20 protein-coding genes are annotated in these 22,031 nt (G+C 65.3%); 12 read left to right on the top strand and 8 right to left on the bottom strand.

Annotated features, from left to right (window positions below):
* Positions 1-71 precede the first annotated feature (71 nt).
* The gene (locus tag OYT13_RS21190) at positions 72-1,052 is read left to right on the top strand and encodes a LysR family transcriptional regulator (protein WP_083902361.1); all 981 of its coding nucleotides are present in this window, start codon (positions 72-74) and stop codon (positions 1,050-1,052) included.
* Between the two features lie 6 nt (positions 1,053-1,058).
* On the opposite strand, the gene OYT13_RS21185 is transcribed toward OYT13_RS21190, so the two are convergent.
* Entirely contained in the window at positions 1,059-2,036 is a 978-nt protein-coding gene (locus OYT13_RS21185) for a LysR family transcriptional regulator (protein WP_017234827.1), read from the bottom strand.
* Positions 2,037-2,177: 141 nt separating this feature from the next.
* Here OYT13_RS21185 and OYT13_RS21180 point away from each other — a divergent pair, with 141 nt between their 5' ends.
* The 3 genes from OYT13_RS21180 (at position 2,178) to mmsB (ending at position 6,060) form a co-directional block, all read left to right on the top strand.
* Entirely contained in the window at positions 2,178-3,416 is a 1,239-nt protein-coding gene (locus OYT13_RS21180; protein ID WP_442796429.1) for an ABC transporter substrate-binding protein, read from the top strand.
* 179 nt (positions 3,417-3,595) lie between these two features.
* Positions 3,596-5,095: a CoA-acylating methylmalonate-semialdehyde dehydrogenase gene (locus OYT13_RS21175; protein WP_017234829.1), complete on the top strand. Its 1,500-nt coding sequence runs from the start codon at positions 3,596-3,598 to the stop codon at positions 5,093-5,095.
* 35 nt (positions 5,096-5,130) lie between these two features.
* On the top strand, positions 5,131-6,060 hold the full coding sequence (gene mmsB / locus OYT13_RS21170) for a 3-hydroxyisobutyrate dehydrogenase (RefSeq protein ID WP_268566892.1): 930 nt from the start codon (positions 5,131-5,133) through the stop codon (positions 6,058-6,060).
* A gap of 86 nt (positions 6,061-6,146) precedes the next feature.
* Here mmsB and OYT13_RS21165 read toward each other — a convergent pair whose 3' ends face one another.
* The gene (locus OYT13_RS21165; protein ID WP_268566891.1) at positions 6,147-6,569 is read right to left on the bottom strand and encodes a hypothetical protein; all 423 of its coding nucleotides are present in this window, start codon (positions 6,567-6,569) and stop codon (positions 6,147-6,149) included.
* Positions 6,570-6,757: 188 nt separating this feature from the next.
* Here OYT13_RS21165 and OYT13_RS21160 point away from each other — a divergent pair, with 188 nt between their 5' ends.
* From OYT13_RS21160 to OYT13_RS21145, 4 genes are all read left to right on the top strand, one after another.
* A complete protein-coding gene (locus tag OYT13_RS21160; RefSeq protein ID WP_017234832.1) occupies positions 6,758-7,672 on the top strand; it encodes a bestrophin family protein in 915 nt (304 codons plus the stop codon).
* 55 nt (positions 7,673-7,727) lie between these two features.
* Entirely contained in the window at positions 7,728-8,084 is a 357-nt protein-coding gene (locus OYT13_RS21155; RefSeq protein ID WP_017234833.1) for an ArsR/SmtB family transcription factor, read from the top strand.
* Positions 8,068-9,015 (top strand): SRPBCC family protein, encoded by a 948-nt coding sequence (locus tag OYT13_RS21150; RefSeq protein WP_017234834.1) that lies wholly within the window; start codon positions 8,068-8,070, stop codon positions 9,013-9,015. The genes OYT13_RS21155 and OYT13_RS21150 overlap by 17 nt, the downstream gene beginning before the upstream one ends.
* Positions 9,016-9,250: 235 nt before the next feature.
* Positions 9,251-9,658, top strand: coding sequence for a DUF4148 domain-containing protein (locus OYT13_RS21145; RefSeq protein WP_017234835.1), 408 nt, complete (start codon positions 9,251-9,253; stop codon positions 9,656-9,658).
* A 94-nt stretch (positions 9,659-9,752) separates the two neighbouring features.
* Here OYT13_RS21145 and kefC read toward each other — a convergent pair whose 3' ends face one another.
* Entirely contained in the window at positions 9,753-11,672 is a 1,920-nt protein-coding gene (gene kefC / locus OYT13_RS21140; RefSeq protein WP_268566890.1) for a glutathione-regulated potassium-efflux system protein KefC, read from the bottom strand.
* Positions 11,672-12,406 (bottom strand): glutathione-regulated potassium-efflux system oxidoreductase KefF, encoded by a 735-nt coding sequence (kefF, locus tag OYT13_RS21135; protein ID WP_157211512.1) that lies wholly within the window; start codon positions 12,404-12,406, stop codon positions 11,672-11,674. Before kefF ends, kefC begins: the two co-directional genes overlap by 1 nt.
* A gap of 284 nt (positions 12,407-12,690) precedes the next feature.
* On the opposite strand from kefF, the gene OYT13_RS21130 reads away from it, so the two are divergent.
* Positions 12,691-12,984 (top strand): hypothetical protein, encoded by a 294-nt coding sequence (locus tag OYT13_RS21130; RefSeq protein WP_017234838.1) that lies wholly within the window; start codon positions 12,691-12,693, stop codon positions 12,982-12,984.
* A 57-nt stretch (positions 12,985-13,041) separates the two neighbouring features.
* Here OYT13_RS21130 and OYT13_RS21125 read toward each other — a convergent pair whose 3' ends face one another.
* From OYT13_RS21125 to OYT13_RS21110, 4 genes are all read right to left on the bottom strand, one after another.
* Entirely contained in the window at positions 13,042-14,457 is a 1,416-nt protein-coding gene (locus OYT13_RS21125) for an amino acid permease (protein WP_268566889.1), read from the bottom strand.
* A gap of 612 nt (positions 14,458-15,069) precedes the next feature.
* Positions 15,070-15,735 carry an SH3 domain-containing protein gene (locus tag OYT13_RS21120; RefSeq protein ID WP_268566888.1) on the bottom strand — a complete coding sequence of 222 codons (666 nt, stop codon included), beginning with the start codon at positions 15,733-15,735 and terminating at the stop codon, positions 15,070-15,072.
* Between the two features lie 78 nt (positions 15,736-15,813).
* Positions 15,814-16,920, bottom strand: a complete 1,107-nt coding sequence (locus tag OYT13_RS21115) for an S-(hydroxymethyl)glutathione dehydrogenase/class III alcohol dehydrogenase (protein WP_017231523.1) — start codon at positions 16,918-16,920, stop codon at positions 15,814-15,816.
* A 147-nt stretch (positions 16,921-17,067) separates the two neighbouring features.
* Positions 17,068-18,789 (bottom strand): putative bifunctional diguanylate cyclase/phosphodiesterase, encoded by a 1,722-nt coding sequence (locus OYT13_RS21110; RefSeq protein WP_268566887.1) that lies wholly within the window; start codon positions 18,787-18,789, stop codon positions 17,068-17,070.
* A 496-nt stretch (positions 18,790-19,285) separates the two neighbouring features.
* Here OYT13_RS21110 and OYT13_RS21105 point away from each other — a divergent pair, with 496 nt between their 5' ends.
* From OYT13_RS21105 to OYT13_RS21095, 3 genes are all read left to right on the top strand, one after another.
* Positions 19,286-19,840: a YfiR family protein gene (locus OYT13_RS21105; RefSeq protein WP_268566886.1), complete on the top strand. Its 555-nt coding sequence runs from the start codon at positions 19,286-19,288 to the stop codon at positions 19,838-19,840.
* A 134-nt stretch (positions 19,841-19,974) separates the two neighbouring features.
* Positions 19,975-21,207, top strand: coding sequence for a diguanylate cyclase domain-containing protein (locus tag OYT13_RS21100; protein ID WP_268567913.1), 1,233 nt, complete (start codon positions 19,975-19,977; stop codon positions 21,205-21,207).
* Between the two features lie 81 nt (positions 21,208-21,288).
* Positions 21,289-21,879 (top strand): OmpA family protein, encoded by a 591-nt coding sequence (locus OYT13_RS21095; RefSeq protein WP_261939756.1) that lies wholly within the window; start codon positions 21,289-21,291, stop codon positions 21,877-21,879.
* Positions 21,880-22,031: the final 152 nt, after the last annotated feature.

Genomic DNA, 22,031 nt, shown 5'->3' with positions numbered 1-22,031 from the left:
GGGCGTAGTGTCGCGCTTGGTGCAGTGCGGTGGTAGGCCTATAATCCGTACAACCTTTATACGTGCTGCGTATGACAGAGCCCCCTCATCCCCCTGCCTTTGGTACCGATGCGCCCGCCGGCCGAGGCGGCGGCGCCGACCGCGTCGAGCTGATGCAGACGTTCGTGCGCATCGTTGAGGCTGGCAGTCTGTCGGCCGCCGCAGCGCTGCTCGGCACCACGCAGCCGACTGTCAGCCGGCGTTTGCAGATGCTCGAACGCTCGCTGGGACTTCGCTTGCTGCAACGCTCGACGCATCGCATGAAGCTCACCGAGGACGGTGAGCGTTGCTTCGTCCGGGCGAAGGAACTGGTGACGAGCTGGGAGGCGTTCGAAGCCGATCTGCGCGGCACCGGCGACGACCCGGAGGGCACCTTGCGCGTGCTCGTGCCCCACGCGTTCGGTCAGGAAATGATGATCGGCCCGCTCGCGGACTTTCTAGAGCGCTATGCCGGGATGAAGGTGCATTGGTTCTTGCAGGACCGCGAGCCCGATTTCATTGCGGAAGGCATCGACTGCGCGATTCACGTGGGCGAACTGCGCGACCCGTCGAATGTGGCGATTTCATTGACCGACGTGCCGCGCATCGTCGTGGCGTCGCCCGACCTGCTGCGCGGACGTGCGTTGCCTTCGCACCCCTCGGACCTGGCCTCGTTGCCGTGGCTCTCGCTCACCACGTTCTACCGCAACGACATCACGCTCACGCACGAGCAAACGCACGAGACGGCCCGCGTCACATTCGATCCGCGCATGAGCACGGACAACCTCTACGCATTGCGCAGTGCCGCATTACGCGGGTTGGGTGTGGCAGTCTGTTCGGCGTGGTTGATGGCCGAGGACGTGGCGCAGGGGCGCCTGATCCAGCTCATGCCGCCATGGCGCTCGACGGCCTTGCCGATGTACCTCCTCTACCCGTACGCAAAGTACTATCCTGCCCGGCTGCGCCGTTTCATCGAAGCGATGCGCGCGGCCATTCCCGCCGTGATCGACGCCGAGCAACGCAAGATTCGCTGATCGCGATCAGACCAGCCGCAGTTGTCCCGATTGGCCTTGCAACAGGGCGTCATTGCGCTGGGCGGCGTCGCGTAAATAATCCCACAGCACCGTAATGCGCTTGAGCGAGCGCAGTTCCTCGTGGCAATAGATCCAGAAACTGCGCGTGACGACCACGTCGTCGACGAGCAGAGGTACCAGCCGGGCGTCCTGCGCGGCCATGAAGCACGGGAGGATTGCCAGCGCCTCGCCCTGCAATGCCGCCTGATACTGGGCGATGACGCTCGTGCTGCGCAGCACGACATTGCCCCCGGGCACGATGTCCTCCAGATAACGCAACTCGTTGCTGAACGTCAGTTCGTCGACATAGCTGATGAACCGGCGTCCGGACAGATCCGCGAACGTCGCGACGTCGCCGTATTGCGCGAGATAACCGGGCGTTGCATACAACTGCAGACGGTAGTCGCACAGCTTGCTGCACACATACGGCCCGCGCTGGGGGCGTTCGATGGTGATCGCCAGATCGGCCTCGCGTTTCGACAGGCTCACGAAGCGCGGCACGGGCAGCACGTCGAAGGCGATCGCCGGGTATTCGCGCTGAAAGCGTGAGAGGACCGGCGTGACGAAGTACGTGCCGAACGCTTCCGTCGAGCCGATACGAACGTGGCCCGAGAGCGTTTGCCCGAGCCCCGCCACCTGCTCGCACGCCGATTGCAGCGTGGTCTCCATTTGCTCCGCGTAGACGAGGAGCTGCTGCCCCTCGGGCGTCAGGGCAAAGCCCGCGTTGCGCGATTTGTCGAACAACAGCGTGCCGAGCGAGTGCTCCAGCGCGCGCACCCGTCGCGAAACCGTCGTGTGATCGACCCCCAGGCGTTGCGCCGCCGCACTCACGCGCTGTGTGCGCGCGACCTCCAGGAAGTAGCGCAAGTCGTCCCAGTCGGGACGCGGCTCCGCCCCCGAAGCGCCAGCGATGCCCGACGGTCGTGCCGCGGCGGTGCGAACCATTACGCTCTCTCCTATGTGTATTTGTGCACAAAGTAGATGCATATATTCGCTATGTAAAGCAAATTCGCACAAATACAATTCATGAGCGCCGCGCATAGACGGCGACGACGAACGCATACAAGACCTGAAGGAGACAAAGCGATGAAGATCAAGCCGTGGTTGCTCGCGCTGGGATTCGGCGCGAGCTTGGGGTTGATGTCGATGGCCGGGATGGCGCAGTTGCCGGACCGCCCGGTGAAGGTGGGCGTGCTCACCGACATGTCGGGACCGTATTCGGCGATGGGCGGTGCCGGCTCGGTCGCGGCCGCGCAAATGGCGATCGACGATTGTCTGGCGGCCGAGTGCAAGGGCATGAAGATTGCGCTGGTGTCGGCCGACAACCAGAACAAGGCCGACGTCGCCGCCAACAAGGCCCGGGAATGGTTTGATCGCGACAATGTCGATGCGATTGCCGATCTCACGAACTCGGCGGCCGCCCTGGCGGTGCAGAAGATCGCCATGGACAAGCAACGCGTGACGTTGTTCTCGGGGCCGGCGACCACGCGACTGACGAACGAAGACTGTTCGCCCACGGGCTTTCACTGGATGTTCGACACCTACTCGCAGTCGGCGGCAACCGCGCGCGCCGTGGTCGGTGACGGTGGCAAATCGTGGTACTTCATCACCGTCGACTATGCCTTCGGGCACTCCCTGGAGAAAGACGCCGCCGACATCGTGAAGACACTCGGCGGCACGGTCCTGGGACGGTCGCGACATCCGCTCAATGCGTCCGACTATGCGTCGTTCCTGTTGCAGGCGCAAAGCTCGAAGGCACAGGTCGTGGCGCTCGCCAACGGCGGGCAGGACACCGTCAACGCGCTCAAGCAGGCACGCGAATTCGGCATTGTGCAACGCGGGCAGAAGTTGGCGGCGCTGCTGGTCTTCCTGTCGGATGTTCATGCGCTCGGCCTGAACACGGCGCAGGGCTTGATGTTTACCGATGGCTTTTACTGGGATCAGGACGATGCCTCGCGTGTCTGGTCGGCCCGCTTCCAGAAAAAGTACAAGGATCTGAAGCCGACGATGGTGCAGGCGGGCGTGTATTCGAGCGTGTTGCATTACCTGCGCGCGGTGGCGGCGTCTCAGAGCGTGGATGCCAAGGTGGTCGCGCAGAAGATGCGGGAAATGCCGATTCGCGATCCGATCATGCACAACGCCTCGATCCGTCCGGACGGGCGCGTGATCCACGACATGTACCTGTTCCGCGTAAAGTCGCCGGCCGAGTCGAAAGGCCCGTGGGACTACTACACCAAGGTCGCCACGGTGCCCGCGACGGAAGCCTTCCAGCCGTTGTCGAAATCGACATGCTCGCTCGTGAAGACGAGCACGGCGGCAAAGTGAGCGACGCTTGATCGTCATGGGATCGTCGCGGCGCAGGCCTCGCTGCGATTGCCTATCTTGTAATTGCCGGCGGCGCTGCGTGGTCATTCACCGTAGCCCGCCTTCCACCGAACCCTGAAGTCATTCGCAGTCTTTTCGCCCCCGAATCCTCGCATTCGTTTCCATCAGGAGAGCATGTCATGTCCCTACCCACCATTCCGCTGCTGATCGACGGCAAGCGCGTCGAGTCGAAGTCCTCGCAGTGGCGCGACGTTGTGAACCCGGCCACGCAGGAAGTCGTCGCACGCGTGCCGTTTGCCACGACGGAGGAACTCGATGCCGCTGTGGCGTCGGCCAAGGCGGCCTACAAGGGCTGGCGCAATACGTCGCAAGCCAACCGCATGCGCGTGATGTTGCGCTTCCAGCAGTTGCTGCGCGAGCACACCGGCGAACTCGCCGAATTGATCACGCGTGAGCACGGCAAGACGCTGCCCGACGCCGAAGGCGAAGTCGGGCGCGGCCTCGAAGTCGTCGAACACGCATGCTCGATTGCCTCGCTGCAGTTGGGCGAGTACGCGCAGAACGCCGCGGGCGGCGTTGACGTCTACACGCTGATCGAGCCGCTGGGGGTGTGCGCCGGGATCACCGCGTTCAACTTCCCGGTGATGCTGCCGTGCTTCATGTTCCCGCTGGCGGTGGCCACCGGCAACACGTTCGTGCTCAAGCCGTCGGAGCAGGATCCGAGCGCGTCGCTGCGCCTGGCCGAACTCGCGCTCGAAGCCGGCCTGCCGCCGGGCGTGCTCAATGTCGTGCATGGCGGGCCGGACATCGCCAACGGCATTTGCGATCACCCGGACATCAAGGCTGTGTCGTTCATCGGCTCGACGCATGTCGGCACGCATATCTATCGTCGCGCCTCGGAGGCGGGCAAGCGTTGCCAGGCGATGATGGGCGCGAAGAACCACTGCGTGATCCTGCCCGACGCGGATCGCGAGCAGGCCATCAACCACCTGCTGGGCGCGGCGTTCGGTGCGGCGGGGCAGCGTTGCATGGCCACGTCCGTGGCGGTGCTCGTGGGCGAAGCGCGCGCGTGGGTGCCTGAGCTGGTGGCGCGTGCGCGCGCACTCAAGGTGGGTCCGGGCTCGGACCGCACGGCGGATCTCGGCCCCGTGGTGTCGAAGCAGGCGCGTGCGCGCGTCGAGAAGCTCATCGGCGCCGGCGTGGAGGAGGGCGCGAAACTGCTGCTCGACGGCCGCGGCCACACCGTCAAGGAAGCGCCCGATGGCAACTTCGTCGGTCCGACGATTTTCGACGATGTCACGGCCGACATGTCGATCTACCGCGACGAGATTTTCGGACCGGTGCTGTGCATGACGGGTGTCGATACGCTCGATGAAGCGATCGCCTTCGTCAACGCCAATCCCAACGGCAACGGCGTGGCGCTGTTCACTCAGGATGGCGGAGCGGCACGCCAGTTCCAGAACGAGATCGACGTTGGGCAGGTCGGGATCAACCTGCCGATTCCGGTGCCGGTCGCCTGGTTCAGCTTCACCGGCTCGCGTGCGTCGAAGCTGGGCGATCTGGGGCCGAACGGCAAACAGGCGATTCTGTTCTGGACGCAGACCAAGACCGTGACGGCACGCTGGCAAGCGCGCGGCACTGGCCCGGCGGGCGTGAACACGACGATCACGTTGAAGTAACGCGCACGACTCTTTCGGAGATTCGGAGACAGACGATGGCTACGGAAACGCAACAAAATGCCTGGCGTGTCGCCTTCATCGGGCTCGGCAACATGGGCGGGCCGATGGCGGCGAATCTGGTGAAGGCGGGGCACGCGGTGCGCGGCTTCGACTTGTCGGACGCGGCGCTCGCGCGACTCACGGCGGCCGGTGGCACGGCGGCCACTTCGATTGCCGACGCCGTGCGCAACGCTCAGGTGGTCATCACGATGCTGCCCGCCGGCGAACATGTGCTCGCGGCGTACGATGGCCCGGACGGTGTGCTCGCGCATGCCGCGCCGGACGCCGTGCTGATCGACAGCAGCACGGTGCCACCGGAAATTCCACGCCAGTTGGCGACGCTCGCGCGTCCGGGCACACCGTTGCTCGACGCGCCGGTGTCCGGCGGCACGGCGGGCGCGGCCGCGGGCACGCTCACGTTCATGGTGGGCGGCGATGCGGCGCTCGTCGAGCGCATGCGGCCGCTGCTCGGCAACATGGGACGGGCGATTCATCACGGCGGGCCGCTGGGCGCGGGGCAGACGCTCAAGCTGTGCAACAACATGCTGCTGGGTATTCTGATGGCGGGCACGAGTGAGGCGCTGCGTCTGGGGATCGCCAACGGACTCGACCCGAAGGTGCTTTCGGCCGTCATGCAGCAAAGCTCCGGGCGCAACTGGACGTTGGAGGTCTACAACCCGTGTCCGGGTGTGATGGAGAATGCGGCGTCGTCGCGCGGTTACACCGGCGGTTTCGCCACCGATCTGATGGCGAAAGACTTGCGTCTCGCCCACGGGGCGGCGGTGGCGGGCGACGTGGCGACCCCGCTCGGCGATCTGGCGCGGCGCATCTTCGAGGTGCATCGGGCCAACGGGCACGGCGCGCTCGACTTTTCGAGCATTTTCCAGGACCCGGTCACGCTGGCGCAGGCATTGGCCGTGAAGTGACGGTTGTCCGGCAAGGCCATTGAAACGCCCGTCGGCTTAACGGCCGACGGGCGTTGTCTTTGCGGATCACGGCAGCCGTGCCGACGTCAGCCAGCGATCATGCGATGCAGCTGATCGAGTTCCTGATTGAGGGCGCGTTGCTCGTCGCCCGACAGGCCGCCGCCGTGTTGCGCGGCCATGTCGCGGGCTTCCTGCGCAATGGCGCCAAGGCGGCGGTGCAAGTCATAGCCGCGCGGCGGCGGGTAATAGCCTTGGTTGACGTGATTGTCGATGTCGCGCGATTCATTGCCGATACGGCGGTCGATCTGCTCGCGACGTTGCACGGCGACGGTATGCGGGTCCGGCGCCACGATGACGCGCGCCGCAGGCGCTTGACGCGGCGGTTCGACCACGCAGCCCGACAGACTGCCGAGCACGCCTGCGAGTCCGGTCAGCAGCGCGATGGCCGCCAGTCCGCGTAGCTTGCCGGTCCCCCCGGCGGTGTGAGGCGTGAGGTATGGGACGTTCATGATCGTTATTGAGTCCTGGTGTACGCCAAGACGGCGTAATGCGATTTTCGCCAGCGGTCCGGGCGGCGCACAGCGATGTTGCAATCGGTTGCAACCATTTCAAACCGGCCGATATGGGCGTATCATCCCGGCGCAACGGCTCCCCCCACAGCCAGTCCTTCCGCGCTTGCGAGCGCCTCCATTCCCCCATGATCGTCCGACCCAATCTGAACTGGCTGCGCATGCTCTTTGTCGTGCGCGGCTCGATCGTTCCCAAGATTGCCCCGCAGCTCATTTTCACCACCCTCATCTCGATCGCCGTCACGTTGGCCCACGGACGCGTCTTCGAATGGAAGATTCCGCTCACGTTCGTGCCGTTCTCGCTGATCGGCATCACGCTCGCGATTTTCCTCGGCTTTCGCAATACCACGAGCTACGCCCGCTACTGGGAAGCCCGGATGCTCTGGGGCAGCGTGCTCAATGAGACGCGCGCGCTGGCCCGTCAGTCGATGACGCTGGTGTCCGATACCTCGGAATCGTCGCGCTTCGTCGCCTATCTCATCGCCTTCGTACACGGCATGCGCCATCAGTTGCGCGGCACGGACCCGCAGGCCGACTTCGAACGGCTGCTCGACAAAACGGACGTAGCCTGCCTCGCCCGCAAGCAGTTCAAGCCTATCGCGATCCTGCTCATGGCGGGCGAATGGCTCCGGGAACGCCGCTCGCGCGGGCAGATCGAAGCGCCGCTCGCGCAGGTCATGGAGATGCATCTGGATCGGCTCGGCGAAGCCATCGGCGGCTGCGAGCGCATCGCCACCACGCCGATCCCGTTCACTTACGGCGTGATCCTGCACCGCGTGACCTATCTCTACAGTCTGCTGCTGCCCTTCGGTCTGGTCGATTCGATCGGCCCGATGACGCCGGTGGTCGTGGCCTTCCTCTCGTACACCTTCTTCGCGCTCGAAGCGGTCAGTGCCGAAATCGAAGAGCCGTTCGGACTGGAGCCGAACGATCTCGCGCTCAACGCCATGTCCGAGACCATCGAGCAATCGCTGCGGGAAATCCTCCATCGCCAGCACACGGCCCGCCTGCGCCCGCGCAACGAGCATCACATTATTACCTGACGATTCTGATACTAAAGTCCTTGCTTTACTTTTCTGAGCGCCTATACTCAAGTACATGCTTGACCATGACATCACCCTCGATCTGACCTTTCAGGCGCTGGCCGACGCGTCACGCCGCGCGATGCTTGCGCGGCTGGCGCAGGGGCCGGCGTCGGTGAGCGCGCTCGCGCAGCCGCTGGCGATGTCGTTGCAGGCGGTCATGCAGCACCTGGCCGTACTTGAGAGTGCGGGGCTGGTGCGAACGGAAAAGGCCGGACGCGTGCGAACGTGCCGGATCGAACCCCAGGCGCTGAGCCTTGCCGAGCGATGGATTCATCAGCGCCGTCACGAGTGGGAGGGCCATCTCGACCGATTGGGCGAGTATCTGGCCAGCCTGCCGCCCGAAGGAGGAGTTCATGAGGACAGCCAGTGAAGCCATACCCGAAACGCAGCCGAGTCCGCTGAGCGTTGGTCGGACTTACGCAACCACGCGCGAAACCGTATTTCTCGCCTGGACCCGCACCGATGCCGTGAAGCGATGGTTTTGCCCGACCGGCTACACCGTGCCCGAAGCGAAGATCGATGCCCGCGTGGGTGGCGTTTTCGACCTGCGCATGCAATCGCCCGAAGGGGAGTCGCATTGGATTCGCGGGCGTTTCATCGAGATCGACGCTCCGGCACGTCTGGTGATCGACATGGAAGTGACCGACGCGAAGGGACAGGCGCTGTTCGGCGCGCGCACGACGGCGCAATTCACGGAAGTGGGGCAAGGCACGCGGTTGGATGTCGAGCAGCGCTACACCGTTCACGATCCGGCGTTCGCCTGGATGCCGGCTGGGGCCGGTCAGGGTTGGGCACAGACACTCGATAAGCTGGGCCGCGAGGTCATGCGCGACGCGGAGGCGCCAACGCAGCGCAGTGTGGTGCATGCGACCTTTCGCATCGAGCGTCAGTACGCCGCGTCGCCTGCGCGCGTGTACCGTGCGCTGACCGAGCGCGACGCCAAGGATCGCTGGTTCGCCAGAAGCGATGGCCTGACGTTGCTCGAGCGCTCCATGGATGTGCGCCCCGGCGGCCGCGAGGTGGCGAAAGGGCAGTGGGCAAGCGGCATGGTGTCCACGTTCGACGCGCTGTACTTCGATGTCGTGCCCGATGCGCGGCTTGTCTACACCTACGAGATGCATCTGGATACGCGCAAGATCTCCGTGTCGCTCGCGACGATCGATCTTCGTGCGCATGATGGCGGCACGCAACTCGTCATGACCGAGCAGGGCGCGTTCCTGGACGGCTACGACGACGCGGGATCGCGCGAACGTGGTACCCAGCAGTTGCTCGATGCCCTCGGCGCCTCGCTCGTCGACTGAGCCCCCACCCGCACGTTTGCCCAGCGCTTACGACGCCGCTGCGCCCCGTTTCCCGGGGGCAGCGGTGTTCGTCGCAGCGCGATTGCCCCATTGTGGTGCGTCGATTCTCATCGAAAGCCGCAATAGTTCCTCGACAAATATCGCGTTTTTCATCTCGGCGGCGAGTTCTAGACTTCCTTCCATCGACGGCGCAATTGAAAACAAAGTCGTCGCAAACTAGACAGGAGTTAAGAAAATGAACCGCAAGAACATCGCAATCGCCCTTATCGCCGCCGTGGCTTCGTTCGGTGCTGTGGCCAGCAACGCTGCCGAGAACGGCAACAACTACCCCGAGATCGCCTCGCAAGGTCAGCCGCTCACGCGTGCCGCCGTGCTCGCTGATCTGGCACAAGCCCGCGCTCAAGGGCTGATCCCGAACGGTGACGCCGACTATCCGGTCTATGTCGCTTCGGCCTCGACCAAGAGCCGCGCCGACGTGAAGGCCGAACTGGCCCAGGCACGCGCGCAAGGCCTTGTGCCGCAGAACGACGTCGACTACCCGATCGTCGCCTCGCAAGGCCCGAGCGCCACGCGCGCTGGCGTGAAGCAGGAACTGGCGCGTGCCCGCGCCGCAGGTGAGCTGAACGTCAGCCAAGGCAGCTGATCGCCGGCCGGCTGTCGCCGTAACGTCAAAAGCCGTCCCGAGGGAAAATCCTCGGGACGGCTTTTTGTTCGTCCGACGAATCGAGATCGGGCGATCAGGCGCGGCGGTCTTCGGCCGCGGGCGTGTCCGGGGTTCGTGACGCCAGTGCGTCGGTGGGCGTCGGGGCAGGGGCCGCGTCAGGCGCGCGCTCGCCGTCCCAACCGAACGTGACGTGCCGCCGCGCATGACGCTGCTCGCGCTCGCGTGCCATCTGCTCTTCGAACTGGCGGCGGCCTTCCTTGGCCGCGGCGACCATTGCCTTGCGATCCTGGTAAGCGGGATACATCTCGTCGGTCAGTTGCAAATTGGCGCGCCGGAAGGCCATCGCCGCCTCTCTCGCCTCGGCCGCCGGCCAGCCCAGGGTTTCAAGCACCGACCGCGCACTGCGCAACGACGACTCGAAGACTTCCCGTTCAATGTGTTCGACGCCACGATCGCGAAGCTGGAACAGATGGCCGACGTTGCGCGCCCGCGCCACGATGGGCACGTCGGGGAAGTGTTCGCGCAACAGGTCGACGATTTCCAGGGACTGATCGACATCGTCCACGGCGACGACCACCGCGCGGGCATGTGCCACGCCCGCGATACGCAGCAGATCGAGCCGTGCCGCGTCGCCGTAGAACACCCGGAAGCCAAACTGGCGCAGGCTCTCGATGGTGTCGGGATCGTGATCGAGCACGGTCACCGAAACGCCCTGCGGCACCAGCGTGCGGCCAACGATTTGCCCGTAGCGTCCAAAGCCGCAGATCACGACGCTGGCAGACTGCGGCTCGTCGATCTCTGCCATGCGGGGCGATCCCGTCACGCTGTAGCGCGGCAGCAGCCACTTGTCGATGCCCACGAGCAGCAGCGGCGAGACCAGCATCGAGAGCGCGACGGCGCCGATGAGGAACGACGACACCGCCGGAGGCAGCACTTGCGGTCCGGCCGACTGGAACACCACGAAGGCGAATTCACCGCCCTGTGCCAGCAGCAGCGTGAAGATCGGCCGTTCTTGATAGGGCAGTTGCATCCACCGCGACACCCCGTAGATGGCCAGTCCTTTGAGCGCCATGAAGCCGATGACGACGGCGATCATGCGCAGCGGTTGCGCGAGCAGCACACCGAAGTCGATGCTCATGCCGACGGCAATGAAGAACAGCCCGAGCAGAAGCCCCTTGAACGGTTCGATGTCGGTTTCCAGCTCCCGCCGGTATTCGCTCTCGGCAAGCAGCACGCCGGCGAGGAACGCGCCGAGCGCCATCGACAGGCCGACCCATTGCATCAGTGTCGCGATGGCGACGACGAGCAACAGCGACGCCGCCGTGAAAATCTCCGGCGTGCGGCTGTTGGCGATCCAGCGCAGCAGCGGGCGCAACGCCAGCCGCCCGCCAAGGATGATCGCCGCAATCACGCCGACGATTTTCAGGGCTTCGAGCGCGCGCGCCGTCCCGGTCATCACGTGGCTGTCGAACGAATTGGCCAGCAAGGGCAGCAGCGCGAGGATCGGGATCGCGGCAACGTCCTGGAACAGCAGGATCGAAAAGCCCGCCTGACCGCTCGGGGTGCCGAGCAGATTGCGCTCGGCCATCACCTGCAAGGCGATCGCGGTCGACGAGAGCGCGAGGCCCAGGGCCGCGACGAGGGCGATGCGCCACGGCGCGCCGAGTGCGACGCCCGCCGCGAAGAGCAGCACCGCGCACCCGACGACCTGCGCCGAGCCCCATCCGAAGATCGGCCGTCGCAGATTCCACAGGCGTCGTGGTTCCAGTTCGAGGCCGACAAGAAAAAGCATCAGCACCACGCCGAATTCGGCGAAATGCAGCACGTCTTCGACGCGCGCGACAAGACCGAGTCCCCAGGGACCGATGGCGATCCCGGCGGCGAGATAACCGATGATCGCGCCGAGTCCCAGCGCACGCGACAGCGGTACGACAATGACCGCCGCGGCGAGGTAGATCAGGCTGGCAAGCAACCAGGCCGGTACGTGTTCCATCAGGCGGCCCTCCCTGAGCTTGCATTCGTGGTGCCGGCCACGTCGGCGACGCCGGTTGCGCAGCGCGGACGATCCGCGACCGGAATGTCCTGACACTCGGGCGCGTCCGCCATGGAAATCAGCTCGGGCCATTGCGGGTACGTGGCGAGCTTGCCGGCAAACGCGCTCACGTGGGCATCGAGTGCGGCATCGTCGCTGCGTCGCGCGCCAAAGAACACGTGCGGGGGCAGGAAGCGCATGTTGCACAGGCGCGCCATCTGCTCGTAGGGCGGCAGGAACGCCGAGAACTCGTGCTCGTTGTAGCCCTCGGGGCGATAGCTCGCCTTTGGCCCGCCGGCACTCGCCACGAGCCAGAAGTCCTTGTTCGCGAGCGCATGTCCGTCATGGCCGTACGCCCAGCCCCACGACAGCACTTCGTCGAGCCAGAGCTTCTGCAGCGGCGGCATGCTGTACCAGTAGATCGGATGGACGAGCACGACCAGGTCGGCACGCGCCACGCGCCGTTGTTCGGCCGCAATGTCGATGCTGAAGTCGGGATACGTCGAGTACAGGTCGTTGACGTCGACACCTGCGATGCTGCGAGCGGCGTCGAGCAGGCGGTGATTGACGCGAGAGTCGCGCCAGCGCGGGTGCGCCACGATGACATAGACGGCTCGCGTCGGCGCATCGTGACGGGGCGCGCCGTCGATGTCCGGGACGGCGGTGGGGAGAGGGGAAGGCGCGGGGGCAGTCATGCGGGGGAGCATACCGCATTCGTCTGGCGCCCGACATCACGTCGGGCACCGCCGGGCGTTGCCTGCGGCAGTCCATTCGAGATCGCGTCCGATACTGCTGCGTGGCGAACACAGACGCGATGTCAGGCTAAAGACTGCGGTCGCGAAGGCCGTTAAGGCAGGATAAGCGCTGCGCAGATTCTGCAGGCGGCGGCAGGCCGAACGGCATACCGCACGTCACACGACGAATAACCAGAACCCTGGCGCCGGTGGAGCATCCGTGCTCACGCCGGCGCAATACCGACATGTCGCCGCAATCCTTTCGTACTACCGTCAATCTGATCTATCACGGCCGCAACGTCGCGCTGGCGCTTTTGCTCGTCGCCCTGATGTACAACCAGACGTTCTGGATCGTCGTGAGCGTTGCTGCGGCGGCGCTTTGCACCGGTGCGTTGCGCGAAGCGGCGCGGATGCCGGAGGAAGACGATCTGCCGCCGCGTCCGCTGGTCATCCAGGTACTGCGCATCTCGGTGCCGCTGCTGCTCACCATGTTCGCGCTAGGCTACGGCGCCGTGTGGATCAATCGCAATTTCGGCTGAGCCGGCCCTGCCCGCGCGCTCGCGCCTGGGCGCGAGGCGGGACAGCAAGCGGCGCGATTACGACTGCGCCGAAAGCGCGTCGCGCGACTTGTGCAGCAGCGCGTTGCGGCGCGCATACGTGAAATAGATCCCCAAGCCGATGACGAGCCACACCACGAAGGCGACCCATGTGGTCGCTTGCAGGTGCGCCATCAGGAACAGGCACAGACCGGCGGAGATAAGCGGCACGACCGGGGCGCCGGGCACGCGGAACGCGCGCGGCAGGTCCGGGTGCGTGCGACGCAGCACCAGCACGGCGACCGACACCAGCGCGAACGCCGACAGCGTGCCGATATTGATCAGCTCGGCGAGCACGCCCAGCGGCACGAAGCCCGCGATGACGGCGAACACCACACCAATGATCCACGTGCCGGCGAATGGCGTTTTGTGCGTCGGATGAATGCGCGAGAGCAGCGGCGGCAGCAGGCCGTCGCGCGACATGGCATACGTAATGCGGGTCTGGCCGTAGGTCATCACCAGGATCACGGTCGTCATGCCGAGAATCGCGCCCAGATCGACGAAGCCCGCGATCCAGTTCTGACCGGCATATTGCAGCGCCAGCGACACCGGGTGGTCCACGCCCGCGAACTTCGCGAACGGCACGATGCCGGTCATGATCGCGGCGACCGCCACATACAGCAGCGTGCAGACGATGAGCGAGCCGATTATGCCGATGGGCAGATCGCGCCCCGGATTGCGGACTTCTTCCGCTGCCGACGTCACGGCGTCGAAGCCGATGAACGCGAAGAACACGAGCGCGGCGGCGTTGAACATGCCGCCGGTGCCGAACGGCATGAACGGTGTCCAGTTGGCCGGTTTGACATGCCATACGCCCACCGCGATGAACAGCAGCACGACGCCGATCTTGATCGCCACCATCAGATTGTTGATGCGGGCGGACTCACGCACGCCGTACGACAGGACCCACGTGATGAGCAGCATGATGACCACGGCGGGCAGGTTGATGAAGGTCGTGATGCCGGGCACGCTGCCGGGTGCTGCCGTGATGGCGGCGGGCAAATGCAGACCGAAGCCTGCCGCGAGCGACTGGAAGTAGCCCGACCACCCGACTGAGACGGCCGACGAGGCCAGCCCGTACTCGAGCATCAGATCCCAGCCGATGATCCACGCGACGATCTCGCCGAGCGTGGCATAGCTGTAGGTGTAGATCGATCCCGAGACGGGAATCGTCGACGCGAATTCCGCGTAACACAGGGCCGCGAAGCCGCAAGCGGTTGCCGCGATGATGAACGAGAGCGTGAGCGCGGGGCCGGCGGTGAGGGCGCCGGTGCCTGTGAGCACGAAAATGCCGGTGCCGATGATGGCGCCGATGCCCATCAGGACCAGATCGACCGGGCCCAGCACCTTTTTGAGACTGCCGGTACGGCTCGCGACCAGCATGTTCTCGATGTTTTTGGTTCGAAAAAGACTCATGACCTACAAAAGGTTCCTGCAACGTATGCCCCTGGCGTTCGCGTGGCGCGCCATCGGGGAATCCACGGGAGAGGCCTCCCGCGACCTGGCTGCAAGGGCACCCCGGGCTTGTGGCCGCTCGTTCCCATGCCTGGCGGAACACCACAGGGTGAGTCGAACCTCCTCGTTGCGCTAACGTCGCCGGTGCGCACGGCACCGGTCTGTCGGCCGTCGGTAGCGTGCATGGGGATGCGCGCCGGATGCGGCAAGACGATAGGCAACCACGGCGCGCGCTACGCGCACCGGGGCGGGACGAACACGATCGAGACTTACGGAGGATCCTGCCGGACTGCCGTGTGCGTGGCGACTGTCGCCGTGGCACATCGGAGAAGGGTGGGTCTGCAAGGTGGGTGCCCGTTCGACGCCGTGGCGTCGTTCGGGCGAAGGCTCGCTGTCCTGCGGTCCGGCCATCGGTGCCTGATCGGCGCCTCCGCCTGGCCGGAATTGCTCATATTTTAAGCGATTTTTCCCAAGGTGCGTACAGCGTCTGCTGAATTGGGGGCACATGGATGGAGGAGCCGTGGTGCGAGGGCCGCCGCGTCGCAGACAGGGCGACGCGCGCGGTTGGCGGGGTCAGTGGTTGGAACCGCCGGGGCCACCGCCCCCCGGACCGCCGCCGGGCGGACGTCCACCATGTCCACCGCTCTGTCCGCCTGCGCGTCCCCCGCCTCGCCCACGGTCATAGTCTGCGCGATTCCCCCCACCAGGCGGACGCGGACCCGCACTACCGCCGCCTCCCTGTGGGCGCGGCCCTGCGCCGGGATAGTGGCCCCCGGGCGGACGCGGTCCGGCACCTGGATAGTAGTGCCCCGGCGGCCGCGGTCGCGGAGGCGGGCGTTGCCAGTAGCGCTGATCGTGATACCACGGCCGGCCACGATAATAGTTGCCCCAGTACGCGCCGATCGAGAACGTCACGATGGGCAGCCCGATCATCGGGCCGTAGTTGAGCACGGGCACCGGGCTGCCCTGATACGGATAGCTGAGCAGCGCCGCGTAGATCCAGCCGCGCGCGCCGGGCAGGCCGATGTCGCACCACGAGTAATCGGACAGACAGCCGTAGACCGTCACGGGCATGCCCGCGCCGGTCTGGGCGACAACCGGGTAATCGACGGCCGGACCGGCGCGCACGTTGGCCGGCGCGTTGATCACCGCCTGCCCGGACTGCGCCGACGCCGCCTCCGGCAGCGCGACCAGCATCATGGCGCCCGCGAGCACGAGCGGCAAAGTCCATGTCTTCATGTCCGTCTCCTTGTCGTGACGGCGGTGCGTCCGGCACCCGTGACGCGCGGGCGGAACAGCGCCTTCGAAACGTGTCGATCAGTACAGCACGACCGAGCGGATCGACTCGCCGCGCTTCATCAGATCGAAGCCTTCGTTGATCTGGTCCAGACGCAGCGTGTGCGTGATCAGGTCGTCGATGTTGATCTTACCCTCCATATACCAGTCGACGATTTTCGGCACGTCGGTGCGACCGCGCGCCCCGCCGAACGCCGACCCCTTCCACTCGCGGCCCGTCACCAGCTGGAACGGACGCGTGCTGATCTCCTGACCCGCGGCGGCCACGCCAATGATGAACGACTGGCCCCACCCCTTGTGGCAGCATTCGAGCGCCTGACGCATGGTCGTCACGTTGCCGATGCACTCGAACGAGTAATCGGCGCCGCCGTCGGTCAATTGCACGATCGTGTCGACGACGTTTTCGACCTCATTCGGATTGATGAAGTGCGTCATGCCGAACTTCTTGGCGAGTGCCACGCGCCCCGGGTTGATATCGACGCCAATGATCTTGTCGGCACCGACCATCTTCGCGCCCTGGATCACGTTCAGGCCAATGCCGCCGAGGCCGAACACCACGACGTTCGCCCCCGCCTCGACCTTCGCCGAATAGACCACGGCGCCCACGCCGGTCGTCACGCCGCAACCGATGTAGCAGACCTTGTCGAACGGTGCGTCCGAGCGGACCTTCGCGACGGCGATTTCCGGCACGACGATGTAGTTAGAGAACGTGGACGTGCCCATGTAATGGAAGATGGGCTTACCGTCGAGCGAGAAGCGCGACGTGGCATCCGGCATCAGGCCGCGGCCCTGCGTGCTGCGGATCGCCTGGCACAGGTTGGTCTTGCGCGACAGGCAGAACTTGCACTGGCGGCATTCGGGCGTGTACAGCGGAATGACGTGATCGTCTTTCTTCAGGGTGGTGACGCCCGGACCAACGTCGACGACGACGCCCGCGCCCTCGTGCCCGAGAATGGCGGGGAAGATACCTTCCGGATCGGCGCCGGAGAGTGTGTAGTAGTCCGTATGGCAGATGCCGGTGGCCTTGATCTCGATCAACACCTCGCCGGCGCGCGGCCCTTCCAGATCGACTTCCTCGATGGTCAGGGGTTTGCCGGCTTCCCAGGCAATGGCGGCTTTGGTCTTCATGGCGATAATCCTCGTTGCAACGTCGTTCGGGGGAGTCCCTTCGCGACGTAACATACCGCGTTCTCAAGACGCGCGCGAGTCTTGACACGCCATGTCTGCGGAAATAGCGGGGCCGGGGGTACGGATTGCGTGACGGCGGCGCGAGCGTCAGCGTCGCGCGCCGCTGCCCAGCGGTGCCACGATGTGATAAAAGCCGCCCATGTCGACCGGCCGAGCGAACCAGAATCCCTGCGCTTCGTCGCACCCCAGCTCGGTGAGCCGCTGGGCCTGCGCCTGCGTCTCCACGCCCTCGGCCGTCACGCGCAGGCCGAGCGAGTGGGCCATCGCAACAATCGCGCTCACGATGGCATGGCTGTGGGCATGCGTGAGCATGTCGCGCACGAAAGTCTGGTCGATCTTGAGGCGATTGACGGGGAAACGGGTCAGATAGGCGAGGCTGGCATACCCCGTGCCGAAGTCGTCGACGGCGATCTCGACACCCATGTCGTGCAGTGAGCGCAGACAACCGACCGCGGCGCTCGAGTCCCCGAGCAGCACGGTTTCCGTGATCTCGATCTCCAGGTGGCGAGGTTCCAGCGCATGCGCGCTCAGGGCACGCTCGACCATGCCCACGACGTCCTGCCGTGCGAACTGCTGCGCCGACACGTTGACGGAGATGCGCGGCAGATGGCCGCACCGCCGCAGCAGACGGCTCGCCTCGCGGCAGGCCGTTTGCATCACCCATTCGCCCAGCGGCAGGATCAGTCCCGAGGTTTCCGCGATCGGGATGAATTCTGCCGGCCCGATGACCCCCAGCGCCGGGTGACGCCAGCGCAGAAGCGTTTCCGCGTGGCGGATCTCGCCGTCGGACAGACTGACTTGCGGCTGGTACACGAGATTCAGTTGCGTGTGCGCCTGCTCATGCACCGCGACGCGCAACAGACTCTCGAGTTCGTTGCGCCGCCGCGTCTGCGCGTCCATCTCGCTGCTGAAGACGCGCAATCCGCCACCGGCGGCGCTGGCGATACCCAGCGCAATGTGGGCGCGGCGCAGCAGCGTGTCGGGGGTATGGCCGTGTTCGGGATAGCTGACCAAGCCGATGCTCGCGTCGAGCGCGACGGCATTCTGGTCGACGTCGGCCCATTGGGCGAGCCGTGCCTGAATTCGAGCGGCGAACAGACGCGCGCCGTCGCCCGTTTCGTTGGTGACGATGACGAAACGGCTGCCGCCGAGGCACGCGAGGGCGTCTTCGGGGCCGCTGGCTTCGCGCAGGCGTTCGGCGGCGATGCGCAGCGCCAGCTCTGCGGTCGGTGGACCGAAGGTGCTGCGCAATTGGCGCAGGTGATCGAGTTCGACCAGCAAAACCGTCAGCCCGACCTGCTGGCGCGCGCACCGATGAATCGCCAGTTCGAGCCGTTCGTTGAGCAGCGTCTGGTTGGGCAACTGGGTGACCGGGTCGTGATGCGTGACGTACCAGAGCCGGGACGCCACCTGCACCTGTTGCGAGAGGTCGAGCACGATGCCCACCCAGCGTCGTTCGCCGGGGGCATGTTCGACGCAGGAAAGCGCTAGCCGTACGGGCAGCCAGCTGCGCACATGTGTGAGCAGATGCCATTCGTCGTCGTACGGTACCGCTTCGGTGGCCGACAGACTGGCCAGCGCTGGCAGGCGACGACGCGTCAGCTCGGACGGATCGAGCAACGACAGGAAGCTGCGCTTGCCCAGCAGGTCATCGGGGCGATGGCCCGTCAGCCGCGTGAACGCGCCGTTCATTCGCTCGAGCATGCCGTCGTCCGTGCAAACGAACATGGCATAGGGCGCACTGTCGAGCGCGGCGCGGCTCAACTCGGCTTGTACGTCGGGCACCCGACGAGGCACGGGATCGTTCATGCCCGGTCCCCCCGAAAGCCGGCCAAGCCGGACTTCAGGAACGTCATGCAACACCTCCCTGGCGTCGCGATTTTTATCTCGAAAATCGAGAGATCGGATCGCCAAATTTCTTTTGTTTTTCAAATGGTTGTGCGTACCATTCTGCCATGAGGAGAGCGCGCGCGGGCAAGGGAAAACGCGGGGGCGATGGGGGTTCCGAAAATGCGTGGGCACGCGCATGCTGTGGGCTGCGATCCGCCGCAGGCGCGCCTTGAATCGCGGCGGCCAGCGACGGCAAAACACCGCCCACGGCGGGGGCGACCGGGGGTATTTCTATGGCCCGAGCGCGATCCCTTCGGTATGATGCGGCCTGATTCACGCGGGTTTGCGCAGCACGCCGGTCAAGCCTCGCGTGACGTGCCCGCCACCACCGACATTCGGCAAAAGGAAGAGAGCGTTGCATAACGCGTGGACATCAACGAGCGGCATGACCCGGGGCCTCTGGCGAGAACGTCGGATGCCGCTTCGTCTGCGCGCGCCCCTGGCGTGTTTTCTGTGGCTCGTGTGCTGGGCCACGTTCGGCAGCGCATTTGCACAGACGCCGGAGCCCGCCGCTGCACCCAACGTGCGGGACGCCAACGTGCGACAGGTGGTGCTCGGCATCATCAGTTTCACCCGCTGGCCGACGGACCCCGCCAAGGTGCGACTGTGTGTGGTTGGCAATACCGACTACGCGCGCGATCTGCTCGCCGGGCCGTTGCCCACCCTGGGCTTGCCGGTCGAGGCGAAGCGTGTTGCGGTGACGGAGCCTGCCATTGGTTCGTTGTGCGACGCGTTGTATCTCGGTGCCGTGAGTGACACCGAGCGTCGGCAATTGCTGGCGAACCTCGCCGGTCACCCCATCCTGACGATCAGCGAGCGGAACGACTCGTGCACGCTCGGGGTCATGTTCTGCCTGAACGTCGATACGGAGCGAGTGACGTTCGACATCAACCTCGACACCGTTGCGCGAAGTGGCGTTCGTGTCCACCCCAACGTGCTCAAGCTGGCACGAAAGCCGGGGACACCATGACGACCCATCGTCCTTCATCCCCGCCCTTGCCGCCCGGCGCTTCGTCGGTCGCCGGCCTGCTGCCTGCCGATGCGTCGGCCGAAGGCGAACGTGAGCCGCCGTTGGCGACATCGCATCTCGCGGCGCCCGACCCGATGCGTGGTCGCCGGCCGTCGTTGCAGGGCATGCTGCGCCGTACCCACTTGCGTCTGGCCGTGTCCGCCGTCGTGCTCGCAGCGGTCTCGCTGTCGCTGGTGGCGTGGATCGCCTTGCGCGCGTATGCCGAGAACAATCTTCTGCTGATCGGGCGCTCGCTTGCCTACACCACGGAGGCCGCCGTCGTGTTTGGCGACCGCGTGGCGGCTCAGGAAGCGATTGCGCTCATCGCGAGCGACGAGGACCTTGTTCAGGTGCGGGTGTTCGATGCGAACAATGCGCCGTTCGCGCAGTGGCGTCGTCCCGACGGCGGCGCCCTGACACAAGTCGAGCGCGCGATCGCGAACTTCGCGCTGCCTGGCCCCGTGACAATGCCGATTCGTCATGATGGAAAAGTCGTCGGCACTATCGATGTGCAGGGGCAGGGGCATCAGTTCTTCCTTTTCCTGCTGAGCGGGGTAGGTGGCGTGCTCGCCTGCCTGCTGGTGACGTTCGCCGTGGCGAACGTCCTGGCCAAACGGATGCACCGCGATATCGTCAAACCGTTGCGGGCACTGGCGGAAGTGGCGCACGCGGTGCGCCGCGAGCGAGCGTTTCATCAGCGCGTGGCGGCGACGCCACTGGCCGAACTGAAGGAACTCGGCGATGACTTCAACGCACTGCTCGACGAATTCGAGGGGTGGCAGAATCACTTGCGCGCGCAAAATGCCACGCTCGCGCACCAGGCCAATCACGATCGGCTGACGGGGCTGCCGAACCGGGCGTATTTCGAATCGCGCCTGATGCAGGCGCTTGCCGACGCGCGCGAAATGGGCACGCACGTCGCGCTGCTCTATCTCGACAGCGACCGTTTCAAGGAAATCAACGACCAACGAGGGCACGGTGCGGGTGACGTGGTGTTGATGACCATTGCCGAGCGTCTGCGCCAGCCGCTGCGCGAGGGCGATCTGGTGGCGCGTCTGGGCGGCGACGAGTTCGCCGTCATGCTCGTGGGCGTGCGACAGACGTCGAATGCCGTGCGTCTCGCGCAGAGTCTGCTCGTGGCGATGGAAAAACCGATTGTGCTGCCGGATGGCGGCGAAATCGTCACATCGATGAGTATCGGTGTCGCGTTGTACCCGACCCACGCCGAGGACGCCGCCGCGCTGCTGCGCACGGCGGACGCGGCCATGTATCAGGCCAAGCGTGCTGGCGTTGGCACCTGGTTTGTGGCGGGGAGTCCCAAAGGGTGAACCAACGTGAATTGCACCATGCTGGATGAACACCATAACCATAATTGACGACCGGATGACACACTGCCATGGGGATCTGCTTTGGACTTCGCTGTTGAAACGCACGACACGCACGACTCGCATTCTGACCTTTCGCACCGCGCAATGGTGGCCCATGGCGCTCGCGCCCTCGCTCGATGGAAGGCGTTGGCTCGCAGGCTGATGGGGCTGGTGTGTCTGGTGGGATTTGCCGCCCTGGCGGGCTGCCAGACCACGCCCGTGCACGGCCTGACGGCCGAGCAGATCGCGGCGCTGAAATCTGAAGGCTTTACGCAAACCGAAGACGGTTGGGAGTTCGGCTTGTCCGACAAGGTGTTGTTCGATACCGACGAGTTTGTGATTCACGATGCGGCGCGCCAGACAGTGGCTCGCATCGGCCGCACGCTCCTGAAGGTTGGCCTGAACAGCGTGAGTGTCTATGGTTATACCGATTCAGTGGGCAGCGATACCTACAACGAGCAGCTTTCCGCCCGCCGCGCCGACGTGGTGGCCAACGTGCTGGTCGAGGCGGGCATGCAGCGTGCAGCCATTCAGACGATCGGGGCAGGCAAGCGCAATCCCGTTGCGGATAACAGCACGGCGACCGGCCGCGCCCAGAACCGGCGTGTTGCCATCGTGATCTCCACGCGCTGAGCGACGACACATCCCGTTTCGCTCTGCCAAACCTGGGGGGCCGTGGTCCCCTCGGTAGTGACGTCAACCTTTGCCAGCGACCACAATCAGGCACAATGGCGGCTGCCGCCGGGCGATTCCGGCTGAACTGCCCACGTTGTCCCGATGCTCCC

The sequence above is a fragment of the Pandoraea sp. XJJ-1 genome (assembly GCF_026802345.1).
Lineage (GTDB): Bacteria > Pseudomonadota > Gammaproteobacteria > Burkholderiales > Burkholderiaceae > Pandoraea > Pandoraea cepalis.
Note: the sequence above shows the minus strand (reverse complement) of the source record. Positions and strands in the feature narration are given on the sequence as shown.